Source organism: Winogradskyella damuponensis (genome assembly GCF_039538385.1).
Lineage (GTDB): Bacteria > Bacteroidota > Bacteroidia > Flavobacteriales > Flavobacteriaceae > Winogradskyella > Winogradskyella damuponensis.
The window spans coordinates 55607-71437 of sequence record NZ_BAABCB010000005.1 but is presented as its reverse complement, the minus strand read 5'-3'; the positions used below and the strand labels follow the sequence as shown (position 1 = coordinate 71437).

The window sequence follows — 15831 nt, the reverse complement described above, 5'->3', positions numbered from 1 at the left end:
GACTAACTCTTCTTATAATTGTTAATTACCTTACGGCGTTTTCCTGAGGCTAAAGCAGGAATTTCATCTACATAAATAATATGTATTACAGCATCTTCTCCGAAATCAGATTTAATATCAGCGATTAAGTCATCTTCAAATGGAAAAGTGTCTCCTTGAAGATTTAACTTGATATCATATGTTTTTTCTCCTTGTTGAATGAATTGATACTGTTTCAATAAGTGGTAATACTTATAAAATTTAGTATACACCACAAAAGATGACATCATGTTACCTTTAGAGTCGTATATAAGATCCATTTTCCGACCTTCAATTTGAGTAAATACTTTTATGCCGTTTTTATGCTCACCTAATTTTGCAATATCTCCAGTATCGTATCTAATTATTGGCATGGCATAATTAAATAAATCGGTAACTATAATCCGACCAAAGTCTCCACGTTCTGCAGGCAAATCATTGTCTAATTGCAATAATTCAATATGGTAACTAGCTTCATTAATTACAAAGCAATTTGGAGAATCTATAGTTTGTTGTGCTATAATACCTATTTCTTCACTTGAATATCTTGAAAGTACAGTCGTATTAAGATGTTTACCTAAGGTTGTTTTGGTGTAAGAATTTAAATATTCTGAGTTTGCTATAGCAGAAGTAAGGCCTAAATCTTTCAATACGAGATTGTTTTTCTCTAAATATTGCGCAATCATTTCATAAGCAGAGGCAAAGCCTAATAGTGTTTTTTTAGATTGTTTATCTAATTTTAATAGTTCTAAAAATGTTTTAATTCTATCTTCTGTAAGTCTAGAAACATCAAACTGAACAATATTTTGTAACCAAGATTTAAGTGCGTCTTTTTTATTGTGATTTCGCCAAACTTCGAGTTCGTATAATTTATTTCCAATTTTAAAATCGGACTGGTTGTAAAAATAAATGGCGTCCGCATGGTTTCTGTGGCGTTTATTTTTATTTTGAAATAAGAAAAAGGGAACTCCTGTTGAGCCGCTTGTAGAAACCTTAAAATTAGTTTTATCTTTAAATTTTTTTGATTGAAACGCTTTAAAATTATCTTGAATTGTTGTTTTCCTAATTACAGGGAAATCAGAAATGTCTGTTGCATCTCCAAACGGTTTATAATATGGTGTTGTTTTTACAGAATGGGCAATCAAGCGTTTTAAATGTGCATCTTTAACTTGTTTTGCTTTAATAGAGTTAGGATTCTCAATACAAAACGTTATCTCATTTAACAGTTTTTTTATAGTATTTCCTTTTATACGGTCTAATAACCAAAATAAATTATGACGTGTATAATTTAAAATCATGTGAATTTTAACCTAAATATTTAGAATCAACAGCTCTGCCTTTTACTGTATTTATAGGACTTCCAAAGGCTTGTTTTAAATTACCTATAGATTTTAAAACTAAAGAACCAGCTCCTACAACCGTATTATCTCCTATAGTTATTTGCTGTATTACCAATGCACCAAGACAAATAGCAGAACAAAATCCTATTTGTACATTACCAGCAATAGTAACACCAGATGCTAAACTAGAGAAATCTGCCATTTTAGAATCGTGACCTAATGATGAGGCTGTATTTAAAATGGTTAGTTTGCCTACTTTGGCATTTGCATTAATTACAGCATTTGCCATTATTACTGTACCTTCTTCAATAATAACGTCATTTGCAATCACTGCATTAGGATGAATTATTGAAACAAATTGTAATTGTGGCGCAATCTCTCTTATTTTATAATATGCAGATTGTCTTGTGAAATTGTCTCCAACAGCAATAACAATACCTTCAATATTTAACGCTTCTATTATGCTAGAAAGCTGCTCTAAATTACCAAGAATTTTATAACCACTAATCATTTCATTTTTGGGCTTAAAACTGTCAATAAAACCTTTAATGGTATAGTTGTTTTTCTTGTGAATAATATCTATGATCATTTTTGCATGACCAGAAGCACCATATATTAGTATGTTTTTCATTAACTTGTAATAGGGTTTGGAAACAGTTTCTAAGAATAGATTTGGTTTGTTTGTGACAAAGATAGGTATTCAAATTATAAATATATAAATAAGTAAAAACAAGCTCGTTTTTACTTGTGGAATAATGAATCTTTAGTTTTTTTAGGCTTATTTTGCCTTTTTTAAAACTTTACCTTCAATTAGCTTAAAATAGTTATGACATTTAATATGACATTCGTAAAAAAGGATACTAAAAATTTAGCCGTTAAATTAAACGCTAAAGGCGAACAATTTGTTGTTAAAGGTCATCCTTGGGTGTTTTCTAACAGTATTGTTAAGATAAATGATGATGCCAAAACAGGTGACTTAGCTATTATATTTAGTAAAAATAAAAACAAAGTTGTTGGTTTTGGCTTATACGATGCTAATTCACCTATTCGTATTAAAATCATTCATAATGCTGAAACTAAAGTTAAAATTGATGCTGCTTTTTTTCAGCATAAAATAGAATTGGCTTTTGAAAAACGTTTAGAATTATTGCAAACCAACACCAATAGTTATCGTCTATTATTTGGCGAAAATGATGGTTTTCCTGGGTTAATTGCCGATGTATATGACACCGTTTTAGTTGTAAAACTATATTCCGAAATTTGGTTACCATATTTAGAACCTATTTTAAAAAGTTTACAACAAATTTCAAAAGCTGAAACTGTGGTTATGCGTTTAAGTAGAAGCTTACAGAATAGTACAAATCATTCATTAAAAGATGGTGAAGTGATATATGGTACACTAGACAATGAAGTTGTTGAGTTTGTAGAGCATGATGTGAAATTTTCTGCAAATGTTATTAAAGGTCATAAAACAGGTTATTTTTTAGATCATAGAGACAATAGAAGACGCGTTGGAGAAATGAGCAAAGGCAAATCTGTATTAGATGTGTTTTCTTATGCCGGCGGATTCTCTGTTCATGCGTTGGCAAAGGGTGCAACGGAAGTCACAAGTTTAGATATTAGTAAACAGGCTTTAGATATGGCGCGCGAAAATGGAAAGTTAAATGCTTATACTGGTCAACATAAAACCATTTCAGGTGATGCCTTTATAGAAATGAAAGCTTTAATACAAAAAGGTAAAACCTATGATGTGGTGGTTATAGATCCTCCAAGTTTTGCAAAACAGCAATCTGAAATTGATTTAGCAAAAAAGAAATATGCGCAATTGGCAGAACTAGGAGAGAAGCTCACTGCTAAAAACGGGCTCTTAGTGTTAGCATCATGCTCATCTAGAGTATTGGCCCAAGCATTTTTTGATTTAAACTCTCAAGTCTTAAATTCTAAATCAAGACTTTTTGAAACAGAATTAAAAACCAAACACGATATAGACCATCCTATAGCATTTCCAGAAGGAGCCTATTTAAAATGTGGCTATTATCGGTTTTTGGAATAAAAGTGTTATGCGTGCATAATATTTATTACATTTGTATTATTAATAAATGTCACACTAAGCTTGTCTAAGTGTTGTTAAAATTAATTACATATGTCTACAAAACTCACAGAACTTTTAAATATAAAATACCCAATCATACAAGCACCAATGTTCTTGGTCTCTAATGTTGCTATGGTTACAGAAGCAATGAAAGCCGGAATTGCAGGTTGTATACCAGCATTAAATTACAGAACTTTAGAAGAATTAAGAACGGCCATAAAAGCCCTTAAAGCCAATAAAGTTGAAGGTGGTTCATTTGGATTTAACTTAATTGTAAACAAGTCTAATGTTAAGTATAAAGGACAATTAGAAGTGCTTTGTGAAGAAGGTTGTGACTTTATAATTACATCATTAGGTAGTCCGGAAGAAACCATTAGACAAGCACATGCTGCTGGTATTAAAGTGTTTTGTGATGTTACCGATTTAAGATTTGCCAAAAAAGTGGAGCAATTAGGTGCTGACGCAGCAATCGCTGTAAATAATGAAGCTGGTGGACACAGAGGAAATTTATCACCAGAAGAATTGACCAAGCTGTTAAGTAAAACATTAACTATTCCTGTGATTTCTGCAGGTGGAGTAGGTTGCAAAGCCGATATTGATAAAATGTTAAGTTACGGAGCAGAAGGAGTTTCTGTTGGTAGTCCGTTTATAGCTTCAAATGAAGCTGGTGTTACAGATGATTACAAACAAGCCTGTGTAGATTATGGAGCCAAAGATATTATAATGACAGAGCGTATTTCTGGTACACCATGTACAGTAATTAATACACCTTATGTTCAGAAAATAGGAACAAAAGCGACTTGGATTGAAAATCTTTTAAATAAAAACAAGAGCCTAAAAAAATGGGTAAAAATGATTCGTTTTTCAATAGGTATGAAAGCGACAGAAAAAGCAGCGAAAAAAGCGACTTATAAAACAGTTTGGGTAGCTGGTCCTAGCATTGAGCATACTAAAGAAATCCTTCCAGTAAAAACCATTGTAGAAAAATTAGTTAACTAATGGCTATATCATCAAAGACCATAAGATATGGTGTTATTACTATAGGTTTTTTAGGTATTCTTTTTTTTGCAGCCATATTTGCTTTCATTTTGTATAAATCTAAAAAAGACATTTCAAATGAAGAACCTTATGTGTCTTTTTTAAACAAACCACATCAATTAAAAACTGTTAGTACGCTTCGTTGGCATAAAGACAACTTGCGTTTTAGTCATTACAGTTTAGAGGTTAATGATGATTCTAATTATAACGATGAAGATGTGAAGTCTGTAAAACAATACCAACCAGGTGATGTAATTACATTTCATGCAGCGAAATCATATTTTAGTAATCATATTGGAGAAAGCTATTATCTTATAGGTCGCGATACTTTAGAGACAGGTGAAGTCGTAGAATTTCAATATTACTACACGCCAAATGCCTTACCTTTTGATTAATACTATTCTACTTTAGAAAAAAGTCTATATATTTATTTCAAATTTTTATGTAATAATTGTCCTCTTTTATCTTTTGGTAAACGTCATAAGGATATAACTATTAAATTTTAAAAATTATGAAAGATTTTATGATGATTTTCGTTGGTAAAGAGTATGTTGATTTAGGCATGTCTCCAGAAGAGTTACAAAGCCGAATGGAAAAATGGTTTGCTTGGGGAGCCAAAATGGAACAAGCAGGTATTTTAAAAGGAGGTGAAGCCTTAACACCACAAATTAGACGTATTACTGGTAAAGACAGAACTGTTACCGACTTAACTTCTGCGGAAGTCAAAGAAATAGTCGGTGGATTTTATTTGATAAAAGCCAAGGATTTTGATGCGGTTCAAGAGATTGCGAAGGATTTTCCTGATTATGATTTAGGAAACACAGTAGAAATTCGTGAAATTATGGTATTCGATCAATAACCGTTAATGGAACCAAAACTAATAGACCATCTTTTTCGCCATCACAGTGGAAAGATGGTCTCTGTTTTAACACGAATATTTGGACTACAACATCTCGATATTATTGAAGATGCCGTTCAAGATACCTTTATAAAAGCAAGCTTGTCTTGGAGAAAAGAACAGCCAGAATATCCTGAAGCATGGTTAACAAAGGCCGCTAAGAATAGAGTTCTAGATATTTTTAGAACCTTAAAAGCTAAAAAAAATAACAGTCTTCATATTACGCAAGGCACTGATGCTATTGCTATTAATGAGTTGTTTTTAGATGCAGAAATAGAAGATGCACAGCTTAGAATGATATTTACGGCTTGCCATCCCAAATTAGATCCTAGAGACCGCATTTCATTTGCTTTAAAAACCGTTTCCGGATTCAGTATTAAAGAAATTGCTTCCGCATTACTCACCAAAGAAGAAACGATTAAAAAACGATTATTACGCGCTCGTAAAGCGATTAAATCAGCCAATTTACAATTCAATATTCCCCAAGGCAAAGACTTACAAGAACGCTTAGATAGTGTATTAGAAGTATTATACCTTATTTTTAATGAAGGGTTTCACTCTAACAGTAAAGACCAATTAATCAGAGAAGATTTATGTGGTGAAGCCTTGCGTTTATGTAAATTATTGCTCAACCATCAACAAACCCAATTCCCAGAATGTTATGCGCTATTTGCTTTGATGTGTTTTCATTCGGCAAGATTAGAAGCCAAAACAAACGTAAATAACGAAGTACTAGATTTAAAACAACAAGATAGAAGCTTATGGCATTTGCCGTTAATACAACTTGGAAATTCCATGATGTATAAAGCCGTTGAAACCGAAGAATTCTCTTGTTACCATTATGAAGCTGCTATTGCAGCCGAACATTTAAAAGCTAAAAGATTTGAAGACACCAATTGGAACAAAATTTTACAGTGGTACCAAGCCTTGTATACTTTACAACCTATGGCTTCACATTTGTTAACTATGGCCGTTATTGCGATACAGACTAAGGATTATAATAAGGCAAATGCGTATTTAAAACAGTTAAAACCGAAAGATTTAGAGCAGCGTGCCTATTTATATTATGCTGTAAAAGCAGATTATTATGCCGAAACCGATAGTTTTGATGAAGCCTTATTGCAAATTAACTTAGCTTTAGAAACAGTAACAAATACTTTAGAAAAAGCATATTTGAACAAGAAAAAGATTTATTGGTCGCAAAAGTAAACACTTGTATTCTGTTATAATTATTGTGAATAAAAATTTATCTTCGTCATAAGTACTAATTTTAGTATCTAAGTTGCATCCTATTGATTAATAGTTATGAGTTTTTTTAAAAATCTATTTTCTTCTAAAGATAAAGAATTTCAAAAAGCAGAAGTTCTTTTGGAATTGAAATCGCCTTCTTGTCCGATTACAGCAATTGTAGAACAAGATAATAGAGTTGCTTATTTTTATTTGTGGGGAAACGAAAATTCTAATTTTGGTGTTAAATCATGTTGGATAAGAAACTTGAAAGAAGCACCTAATACATTAGAAAAACAGCTTATGGAAAAGGGAGTTCCACCTATGTTGCCAAAGCAGTTTTGTAAATTTCCTAATGGTCAAGAAAAACTAAACAAAGAGGATTTAAAAATCATTTGGACAGAAGAAGGAGATGCTGCAGCACTTTTGTTGAAAGATGATGTTATTGCTATTATTCCAATTTGGAGTGGAGACAATGGTTTTAATGGTTATGCAAAAGATTGTATTGGAGAAGGAAATTTTGCGTGGGAACTAACGGAATCGAATGTTTTTATAGAACGCATTGAAGAATGTAAAGCCTATTGGGATTCTTGGGATAATGAAATAAACCCATTTCACCTGCAACAGCCAAAAATTATAGATGCTTATGATAAAGCATTTGGAACACATGATAAATATTATGCTATAGATGGAAATAATTGGCCTCCAAAAGGACTTTATTTAAGACAAGGAGAATCTCAAGTTGTTTTTGCAACCGTTGGGCTTTCTATAATACCTATGCCAGTAATTGAGATGTATGTTGAAGATCGGTATAAAAAAAATAGAATTGAACTTGGTCTTATCTTAGATTCTGTGTTTTCTGAAAAAGAAATTCAACAATTGGCAGAATGGATTAGTGGTCAATCTACAATTCCTTGGCATAATGTTACGTTTTTAGGGGAAGGTCATACTATTGATTTTCCAACGATTAATTCAACTAAATTTAATTCAGTAATCCTAACAAATAAATTAGATCTTATGCCTCAACCAGAGCTTGATGATTATAGATTGTCTAAAGTTAATTTTCTCTGGATGGTTCCAATTTCTGAAAAAGAAAGAAATGAGATTGTTAATAATGGAAGTGACGGTGTTTTAGAGAAACTAAGAAATATAGGAGAGCACGTTTTTTCTTTAGACAGGCAAGAAGTTATATGAGTAGATTGACCTATAATGAAATTATACAATGCCTTTATGACTTAGAAGACAAGGATAAAGTAGCTTTTAAAGCGAAGAAATTCGGAATTATCTCAAATAATTCATTAGGCATTTATCATAAGGATTTAAAAGTAATAGCTAAAGAAATAGGTGTAGACAATACACTCGCTTTACAGCTTTTTGATAGTGAAATTTACGAAGCGCGCTTATTATGTAGCAAACTATTTAAACCCAAAGATATTACAGAGGAGCTCATGGAAAAATGGGTAAAGACCTTTGAGAATTGGGAAATATGTGACAGCTTTTGTATGGGGTTGTTTTCAAAAAGTAATTTTGCTCTTGCAAAAATATTAGAATGGTCACAAAGAGAACCAGAGTTTGAGAAGAGAGCAGCATTTGCTACTTTAGCATCGTATTGTATGGCAGATAAAACTTCAGATAACGCCTTATTTGAACAATTTTTATCAATTATAAAACGCGAAGCCCATGATGAGAGGCTCTACGTGAAAAAAGCCGTAAATTGGGCCTTAAGAAACATAGGAAAACGAAATGTAGACCTCAATCGTAAAGCCATAGAAGTCGCTAATGACATTCTAGAATTTGAAAGTAAATCTGCTCAATGGATAGCCAAAAATGCGTTAGCCGAATTGCAAAAGGAAGGCATTAGAATGTCCGATTATCCGAGAGCTATTTATAGGTTTTAGATTCCTAAAGTTTAATGACCACTTATTATCCTATAATATAAGATATATGACACTAAAGCCAAAATCCATAAGACCATTCATAGGTTCAAAAGCTTACAATATTTCTAGAGAATTTTATAAAGATTTAGGGTTTGAAGAATTTGTTATTTCTCATAATATGTCGGTATTTAAAACAGGAGAATTTGCCTTTTATTTACAAGACTATTACGCAAAAGATTGGATAGATAATACTATGGTTTTTCTTGAAGTTGATAATGTTCAAAACCATCTTCAACATTTGAAGCAAAGTGGATTAATAGAAAAGTATGAAAATGTCAGGTGCTCAGAGATTGTTTATAATGATTGGGGAAATGAGTTTTTTCTTCATGATCCTTCGGGAATCCTATGGCATTTTGGAGAATTCAATGCACAAGTTAAATAACCGTTTTTAATAACTTAATGTTTCCATAAATGCTTGGTAATAAATTTGTTTGTAACAAAATAGTCTGTTTTACGACGTATAAAGTAGAACATATGTTTAATAAAAAAAGAAAAAGTTATGATTCATAAAGGAGCATTAGTATTAGGAGCATTATTAGGAGCTACAGCAGGCGTTTTATTTGCGCCAGAAAAAGGAAGCGTTACAAGAAATAAACTAAAAAAAGAGGGAAAAGTAATTAAAGATCAAATTACTAACGATTTTACCGAAGTAAAAGAAGATTTATCTAAAGCAGCGGCTTCAGGTAAAGAGAAACTGAAACAAGATTTAGAAGATTTTGCTTCAAAATCAAGTTATAAAACAGAACAAGCTATTACCTTTTTAGAAAAACAATTAGCTATTTTAAAAGATAAGAATAAAACCCTTCAGAAGACAAGTTAATGTAATATTATAAATGTAATTTTCTTTTAAAAATGAGTCTTTTCAAATCTTGAAAAGACTCATTTTTTTTTGTTTTTATTGAAAAGAATTATTGAACGTGTTTTTTAATTAATTCATATTAACTTAATCTAGACATTTAAATACATTAACATTTTTTTTGTATTTTACACACTTTATCTATGTGTATTGCTCCCAAGTCATATTCATCTTTTTTTTATTTATAAGTGACTCTTAATGAATTGAATGTGTCTCATATACTATATATGGGAAATATTATAGTTAAAATATTTTTATAGCATATGTATCTCAATGTATCTGTTTCTTTTTAACAGGCGTATTTGATTATTTAAAAACTGTTAATGAATAGATTAGAACATTCAATTAAAAAAAGATATTTACTTTTTATATCTACAATTATATTAATTATTATAGCTGCATTAGTTATTCTACGAAGTAGCGTTAATAATCAAAAAAAAGTAGCTTTATTAATTAATAAAGCATCTGATCAGTGTTTGTTAAATGAGCGCATGAACAGCCTCGTATATTCTTTTGAAAGTAATAATAGTGATACAATCAGTTCAGATATAATAGATTCGTTTAAAGGTTACGTTGATAAATTTGAAAAGACACATCGTTATTTAGATTCTGTAAATAAGCAAGAAGGAAGCAGTAAAGTTTTAGATTCTTTGTTTAAGGTTACAGGGACGCAATCACAAAAAATAGTTTCTGCCAGTAAGAATATTATAAATACTTCAAATAGAAAATTAATTGCCCAAGATGTAGATATTATAGCAGACTCAGAATTACCTTATTTTTTAACAATGCAGTCTGTAATAAGTGAATATCAAAAAAGTGCAGATCAAAATCTTCATAGCCTTTTACAAACAATTTATATTCTTGCATTTATTGCAATATTAATATTAATGGGAGAGTTCCTATTTATTTTAGTTCCTGCACAAAAGCAATTATTTAAGCAAAATGATAAACTCTTAGAGGTAAATAGTGATTTAGCAAAATCTGAAACGAGGATAAAGGAGAATTTATTAGAACTAACAAGCCTTAAAACAGATTTAGAAAAAAAAGACGCTTACAATAAAGTGTTTATAGAACAAGCTCCAACAGCGATTGCCATGTTAGATAACGATATGAAATATATAGCGGTATCTCAACGATGGATTGCTGATTATAAAATGGAGAATGAAGAGATTGTGGGTAGAAGCCATTATGATTTATTTCCAGAAATAGGAGAAGAGTGGAAAGAAGCACACCAAAAATGTTTAAACGGTGCTATTGATACTTGTGATGAAGCACCCTTTGTTCGTGCAGATGGAACAGTACAATGGATTTTTTGGGATATACGTCCTTGGTATATTTCTGAAAGTAAAATTGGAGGTTTACTAATGCATACGGGTGATATTACACACCTAAAAGAAAAAGAAGATGAAAAAAATCGAATAGAAAAAATATTAGAAAAATCTAATGAAGTGTCTCGCCTTGGGACATGGGATATTGATTTAATTAAAAACAATATTTTTTGGAGTAAAGTGGTTTTTGAAATACATGAAGCGCCTGAAGGTTTTCAGCCAGATTTAGAAACAGCCATCCAATTTTTCAAGGAAGGAAATAGTAGAGATACTATTGAAAAAGCCGTAAATGAAGCTATAGAAAATGGTACACCTTATGATATCGAAGTTGAGTTAGTAACCTTAAAAGGTAATATTGTTTGGACACGTGCTATTGGTCAGGCAGAATTTGTAGATGGAAAATGTGTACGAATTTTTGGAGTGTTTCAAGATATTAACGAGAAGAAGCTTTCGCAAATAGCTTTAAATAAGGCGCATACAGAATTAAAAGCCATATTTGATTCTAACGCAATTGCTATTGTTGCTACAAATAGAGATGGTATCATTAGTAAATTTAATCCTGGAGCAGAAGTCTTAACAGGCTACTCAGCAGATGAAATGATAGGCATAGAAAGACCTATCTTATACCATTTAAGAGACGAATTGGATGCTTTTAAAGAAGATATAGCTAAACAATATGGTAAAAGTTTAACGGGTTTTAGTGCGCAAGAAGAATTAGCAAAATATAATGCTTACGATACTCGAGAATGGCATTATTTAAGAAAAGATGGGTCTGTTATACCTGTTCAATTAACCTTAACGTCTATTAAAGATGAAAAAGGAAAACTTATTGGGTATTTGGGCGTGTCTACAGATGTCTCAGAAAAAAGAATGGCTCAAGATGAACTCTTGAGAAAAAATTACTTATTGAATTTTGCAGAAGAGATTACCTTAATGGGGAATTGGCAATGGAATGTAGCTACCGGAGAGATTGAAAGTTCTAATAATCTGTATAATATTTTTAACCTTGATAAAGATGCTGATAACTTAAATTTTGATACGTATTTTAATCTGGTTCATCCTGATGATAAAGATTTTGTCAAAGAACACATAAATAAAATAATAGAAGAAAAATCGTTCCATAAGTTTACGCATCGAATTATTACAGATGATGGCGTATTAAAAACCATTCAGGTTTTAGGTGAAGTTATTACTAAAACTAATGGAGAGGTTGTTAAAATAAATGGTACGAGTCAAGACATTACTGCTGCTAAGGCTGCTGAAATGGAATTAAATAAAGCCCACATGCAGTTAAAGGCAATCTTTAATTCAGGACCTATAGCTATTGTATCTACCGACAATAATGGGATATTAAACCATTTTAATAGTGGAGCAGAACTTTTACTAGGTTATTCAGCTTCAGAAATGATAGGATTAAAAGAACCAGAAATTTATCATTTAGAAGAAGAACTAGACCAATTTCGTATAGATATAGCAGAAAAGTATGGTGTAGATCCAGAAGGATTTGATCCTTATTTAGAGTTAGCAAAGCGTAATGAATACGATACACGAGAGTGGACGTATAAACGAAAAGATGGTTCTACGTTTCCTGTAGAATTAACCTTAACAGCAATTAAAAATGAGGAAGGCGAGAAAATCGGGTTTTTAGGAGTCGCATTTGACATTACCGAAAGAAGAGTCGCTAAAAATGAACTCATAAGAAAAAATCAATTATTAAATTTTGCTGAAGAGATTACCTTATTAGGTAATTGGCAATGGGACACGGTTGCCAATAAGGTAGAGTGGTCTATTAACATGTATAATATTTTTGGACTCGATAAGGAGGTCAATGATTTAAGCTTTGATACGTATTTTAGTTTTGTTCATCCTGAAGATAAAGACATTGTAACCAATTATTTTGATCAAACTAGAGTAGAGAAAAAACTTAAACGATTTACACATCGTATTATCGCTGGTAATGGCGAAATAAAAATAGTACAGCTGTTAGGTGAAGTTATTACCGATTTATTTGGTAATATTATTGAAATGATTGGTACCTGCCAAGACATTACAGCAGCTTATGTTGCCGAGAGAGAATTGTTTGATGCTAACACACAATTAAAAGCGATATTTAATTCTGGTCCACTCGCTATCGTATCGGTTGATAATGATGGAATCATTAACCACTTTAACCATGGAGCAGAAATTTTGTTAGGTTATTCTGCTTCAGAAATGATAGGAAAAAAGAAACCAAATATTTATCATTTAGATGAAGAGCTTTTAGAATTTAAGGAAGACATTGCCAAAAAGTATAATAAAGACCTTGATGGTTTTAGTCCTTATTTAGAGTTGTCAAAACAAAATGCACACGACACAAGAGAATGGACATACAAAAGAAAAGATGGTTCAACATTTCCTGTAGAATTAACCTTAACGGCTATTAAAAATAATGAAGGCGAAAAAATAGGCTTTTTAGCAGTAGCCAATGATATTTCAGATAGAAAAATTGCACAAAACGAATTACTACGTAAAAATCAAATCCTAAATTTTGCAGAGGAAATAACCTTGATGGGGAATTGGCAGGCAGATATGGCAAATGGCACGGTTAAATGGTCAGCTAACCTGTATCGTATTTTTCAATTAGATGAAAGTAGGCATATAACTTTAGAAACCTATCTTGAATATACACACCCAGAAGATAAAGAACGTGTTGCAGAGCATATGCGTAAAACTGTTGAAGATAAGGCTTTTACAGATATAGTACACCGCATTCAATTAGCAGATGGTACCGTAAAAATTGTACAACTCTTAGCGCAAGTGGCTACAAATGAGTTTGGAGATGTTACTGAAATCATAGGAACATGTCAAGATGTGACCGCTCAGAAAATGACAGAGATAGAACTTATACGTAAAAATCACTTTCTAAGTTTTGCCGAAAGAATAACTATGATGGGTAATTGGCAATGGGATGTTGTTACAGATAGCCTAAAGTGGTCTACTAATTTGTATAAAATATTTGAACATGATGAAAGCTTAACAGATTTAAAGTATGATACGTTTTACAGTTATGTTCATCCAGAAGATAAAGAATATATTACGGACTATGTAGAAGGTTCGTTCCTAGAAAAAAAGTTCCCAAGTAATTTTATACACCGTATTATTACAGGTAGCGGAAAAATTAAAACCGTCCATTTCTTAGGGGAAGTTATTCTAAATGATAAAGGCGAGGTTATTGAAATGATGGGAACTTGCCAAGATATTACCGAACAAAAGATGGAGGAAAATAAGTTTAGAGGCTTATTAGAATCAGCTCCAGATGCTATGGTAATTGTAGATGAAAACGATGAAATCCAATTAATAAATAAAGAAGCCGAAAGATTATTTGGTTACCATATGGACGAGTTGATAGGTAAGAAGGTAGAAATGCTTATTCCTAAACGATTTGAAGGTATGCATACAGAGCATCGTGCTAGTTTTTTTAGTGATGATCCTGAGAAACGATTAACATCAGCGAGAAAAGAATTATATGGCTTAAATAAGGAAGGTAAAGAAATTCCTATTCAAGTAAGTTTAAGCCCTCTTGAAACAGAACAAGGCCTATTGTTATCTGCAGCAATACGAGATATAACTGCGCAAAAACAAGCCGCAAATGAAATTTTGCGTAAAAATCAGTTATTAACTTTTGCAGAGAAAATAACGATGATGGGGAATTGGCAATGGAATCTTATTACCAATGCTGTAGAATGGTCTGCCAACTTGTATAATATTTTTGGAGTAGAAGAAAGCGTAGCAATATCATACGATACCTATTTTAGCTTTGTTCATATTGATGATAAAGAAAAGGTAACTGAGTATATAGAGAAGTCAATTAACGATAAAAACGATGTTGATTTAATGCATCGTATTACATTAAGAGATGGAACAGTAAAAACCATACAACTTTTGGCTGAAGTTGTGGTAGATAGTATGGGCAATGTGGTTGAAATGGTAGGTACTTGCCAAGATGTGACAGCGCAACGTATGGCAGAAAACAAATTTAGAGGCTTGTTAGAGTCAGCACCAGATGCCATGGTAATTGTGAATGCAGAAGGGAATATTCAACTGATCAATAAACAAGCTGAAAAACTATTTGGATACACTGCAGAAGAATTAATAAATAAATCCGTTGAAATTCTTATTCCTAAACAATTTTCAGAAGATCATGTATTGCATCGTGATGGATTTTTCGCTAATCCTAGAGTGAGAACCATGGGAGTTGGAAATGAAAAAGAATTATTTGCCAGGAACAAAAATGGTATGGAAATACCAATACAAATAAGTTTAAGCCCACTTCAAACAGAAGAAGGCTTATTAATTTCAGCGGCTATAAGAGATATTACCATACAAAAAACCGCACAAGAAAAAATAATAAATGCTAAAAATGATTTAGAAATTTTAGCACAGAAATTAATTATTCAAAACAGTCAACTTGCAGATTTTGCGCAGATTACCTCTCATAACTTACGGGCGCCAGTAAGTAATCTAAATTCGCTTTTAGGTTTTTATGTAGAATCTGATGATGCTGAAGAAAAGGACTTTTTGTTTAAAAAATTCGAGGCCGTTATTAACCATCTTACCGTAACCTTAAATACCTTAGTAGAAGCATTAAAGATTAGAAGTGATAACTCTAGGGAGAAGGAAGATATTTTGTTTGAAGATGTATTAAAAACAACAACAGATATTTTAAGTGGAGAAATATTAAAAACTAATGCTATAATTAAAGCGGATTTTTCTAAATTGCCATTAATAAATTATGATAAAATTTATTTAGAAAGTATTTTCCTCAATTTGATAGGTAATGCAATAAAGTATAGGTCTAATGATAGAGACCCAGAAATTAACATTAGATCAGAAAGAGACAACGAAAAAATTAAATTAACGATATCTGATAACGGTTTAGGTATAAATTTAGATAGGCATGGTAATAAAATTTTTGGTTTAAATAAAGTATTTCACAGACATCCTGACGCTAAAGGAGTGGGGTTATATATGACCAAAACACAAATTGAAGCTATGGGTGGAGCTATTAATGTATCGAGTAAAGTTAATGAAGGGACAACATTTACAATAATTTTTTAA

General features: G+C 31.7%; 12 protein-coding genes. 10 read left to right on the top strand and 2 right to left on the bottom strand.

What is annotated here, in order from left to right:
* Positions 1-2: 2 nt before the first annotated feature.
* Both ABD730_RS02945 and ABD730_RS02940 read right to left on the bottom strand, forming a co-directional pair.
* The gene (locus tag ABD730_RS02945) at positions 3-1316 is read right to left on the bottom strand and encodes a CoF synthetase (protein WP_344712435.1); all 1314 of its coding nucleotides are present in this window, start codon (positions 1314-1316) and stop codon (positions 3-5) included.
* A gap of 7 nt (positions 1317-1323) precedes the next feature.
* Positions 1324-1989 (bottom strand): NeuD/PglB/VioB family sugar acetyltransferase, encoded by a 666-nt coding sequence (locus tag ABD730_RS02940; protein WP_334469764.1) that lies wholly within the window; start codon positions 1987-1989, stop codon positions 1324-1326.
* 207 nt (positions 1990-2196) lie between these two features.
* On the opposite strand from ABD730_RS02940, the gene ABD730_RS02935 reads away from it, so the two are divergent.
* From ABD730_RS02935 to ABD730_RS02890, 10 genes are all read left to right on the top strand, one after another.
* On the top strand, positions 2197-3411 hold the full coding sequence (locus ABD730_RS02935) for a class I SAM-dependent rRNA methyltransferase (RefSeq protein WP_344712432.1): 1215 nt from the start codon (positions 2197-2199) through the stop codon (positions 3409-3411).
* A gap of 90 nt (positions 3412-3501) precedes the next feature.
* Complete coding sequence (locus ABD730_RS02930; RefSeq protein WP_344712430.1) at positions 3502-4449, top strand: NAD(P)H-dependent flavin oxidoreductase; 948 nt, start codon at positions 3502-3504, stop codon at positions 4447-4449.
* Positions 4449-4883, top strand: a complete 435-nt coding sequence (locus tag ABD730_RS02925) for a hypothetical protein (protein WP_344712428.1) — start codon at positions 4449-4451, stop codon at positions 4881-4883. The genes ABD730_RS02930 and ABD730_RS02925 overlap by 1 nt, the downstream gene beginning before the upstream one ends.
* Positions 4884-4999: 116 nt before the next feature.
* Positions 5000-5347: a YciI family protein gene (locus tag ABD730_RS02920; RefSeq protein ID WP_115816784.1), complete on the top strand. Its 348-nt coding sequence runs from the start codon at positions 5000-5002 to the stop codon at positions 5345-5347.
* Positions 5348-5353: 6 nt separating this feature from the next.
* A complete protein-coding gene (locus ABD730_RS02915; protein WP_344712422.1) occupies positions 5354-6595 on the top strand; it encodes an RNA polymerase sigma factor in 1242 nt (413 codons plus the stop codon).
* A gap of 96 nt (positions 6596-6691) precedes the next feature.
* Positions 6692-7807 (top strand): suppressor of fused domain protein, encoded by a 1116-nt coding sequence (locus ABD730_RS02910; RefSeq protein ID WP_334469779.1) that lies wholly within the window; start codon positions 6692-6694, stop codon positions 7805-7807.
* On the top strand, positions 7804-8511 hold the full coding sequence (locus tag ABD730_RS02905) for a DNA alkylation repair protein (protein ID WP_344712420.1): 708 nt from the start codon (positions 7804-7806) through the stop codon (positions 8509-8511). Before ABD730_RS02910 ends, ABD730_RS02905 begins: the two co-directional genes overlap by 4 nt.
* 46 nt (positions 8512-8557) lie before the next feature.
* Positions 8558-8932 (top strand): VOC family protein, encoded by a 375-nt coding sequence (locus ABD730_RS02900; RefSeq protein WP_334469783.1) that lies wholly within the window; start codon positions 8558-8560, stop codon positions 8930-8932.
* Between the two features lie 117 nt (positions 8933-9049).
* Positions 9050-9370: a YtxH domain-containing protein gene (locus ABD730_RS02895; RefSeq protein ID WP_334469785.1), complete on the top strand. Its 321-nt coding sequence runs from the start codon at positions 9050-9052 to the stop codon at positions 9368-9370.
* A 359-nt stretch (positions 9371-9729) separates the two neighbouring features.
* The gene (locus ABD730_RS02890) at positions 9730-15831 is read left to right on the top strand and encodes a PAS domain-containing sensor histidine kinase (RefSeq protein WP_344712417.1); all 6102 of its coding nucleotides are present in this window, start codon (positions 9730-9732) and stop codon (positions 15829-15831) included.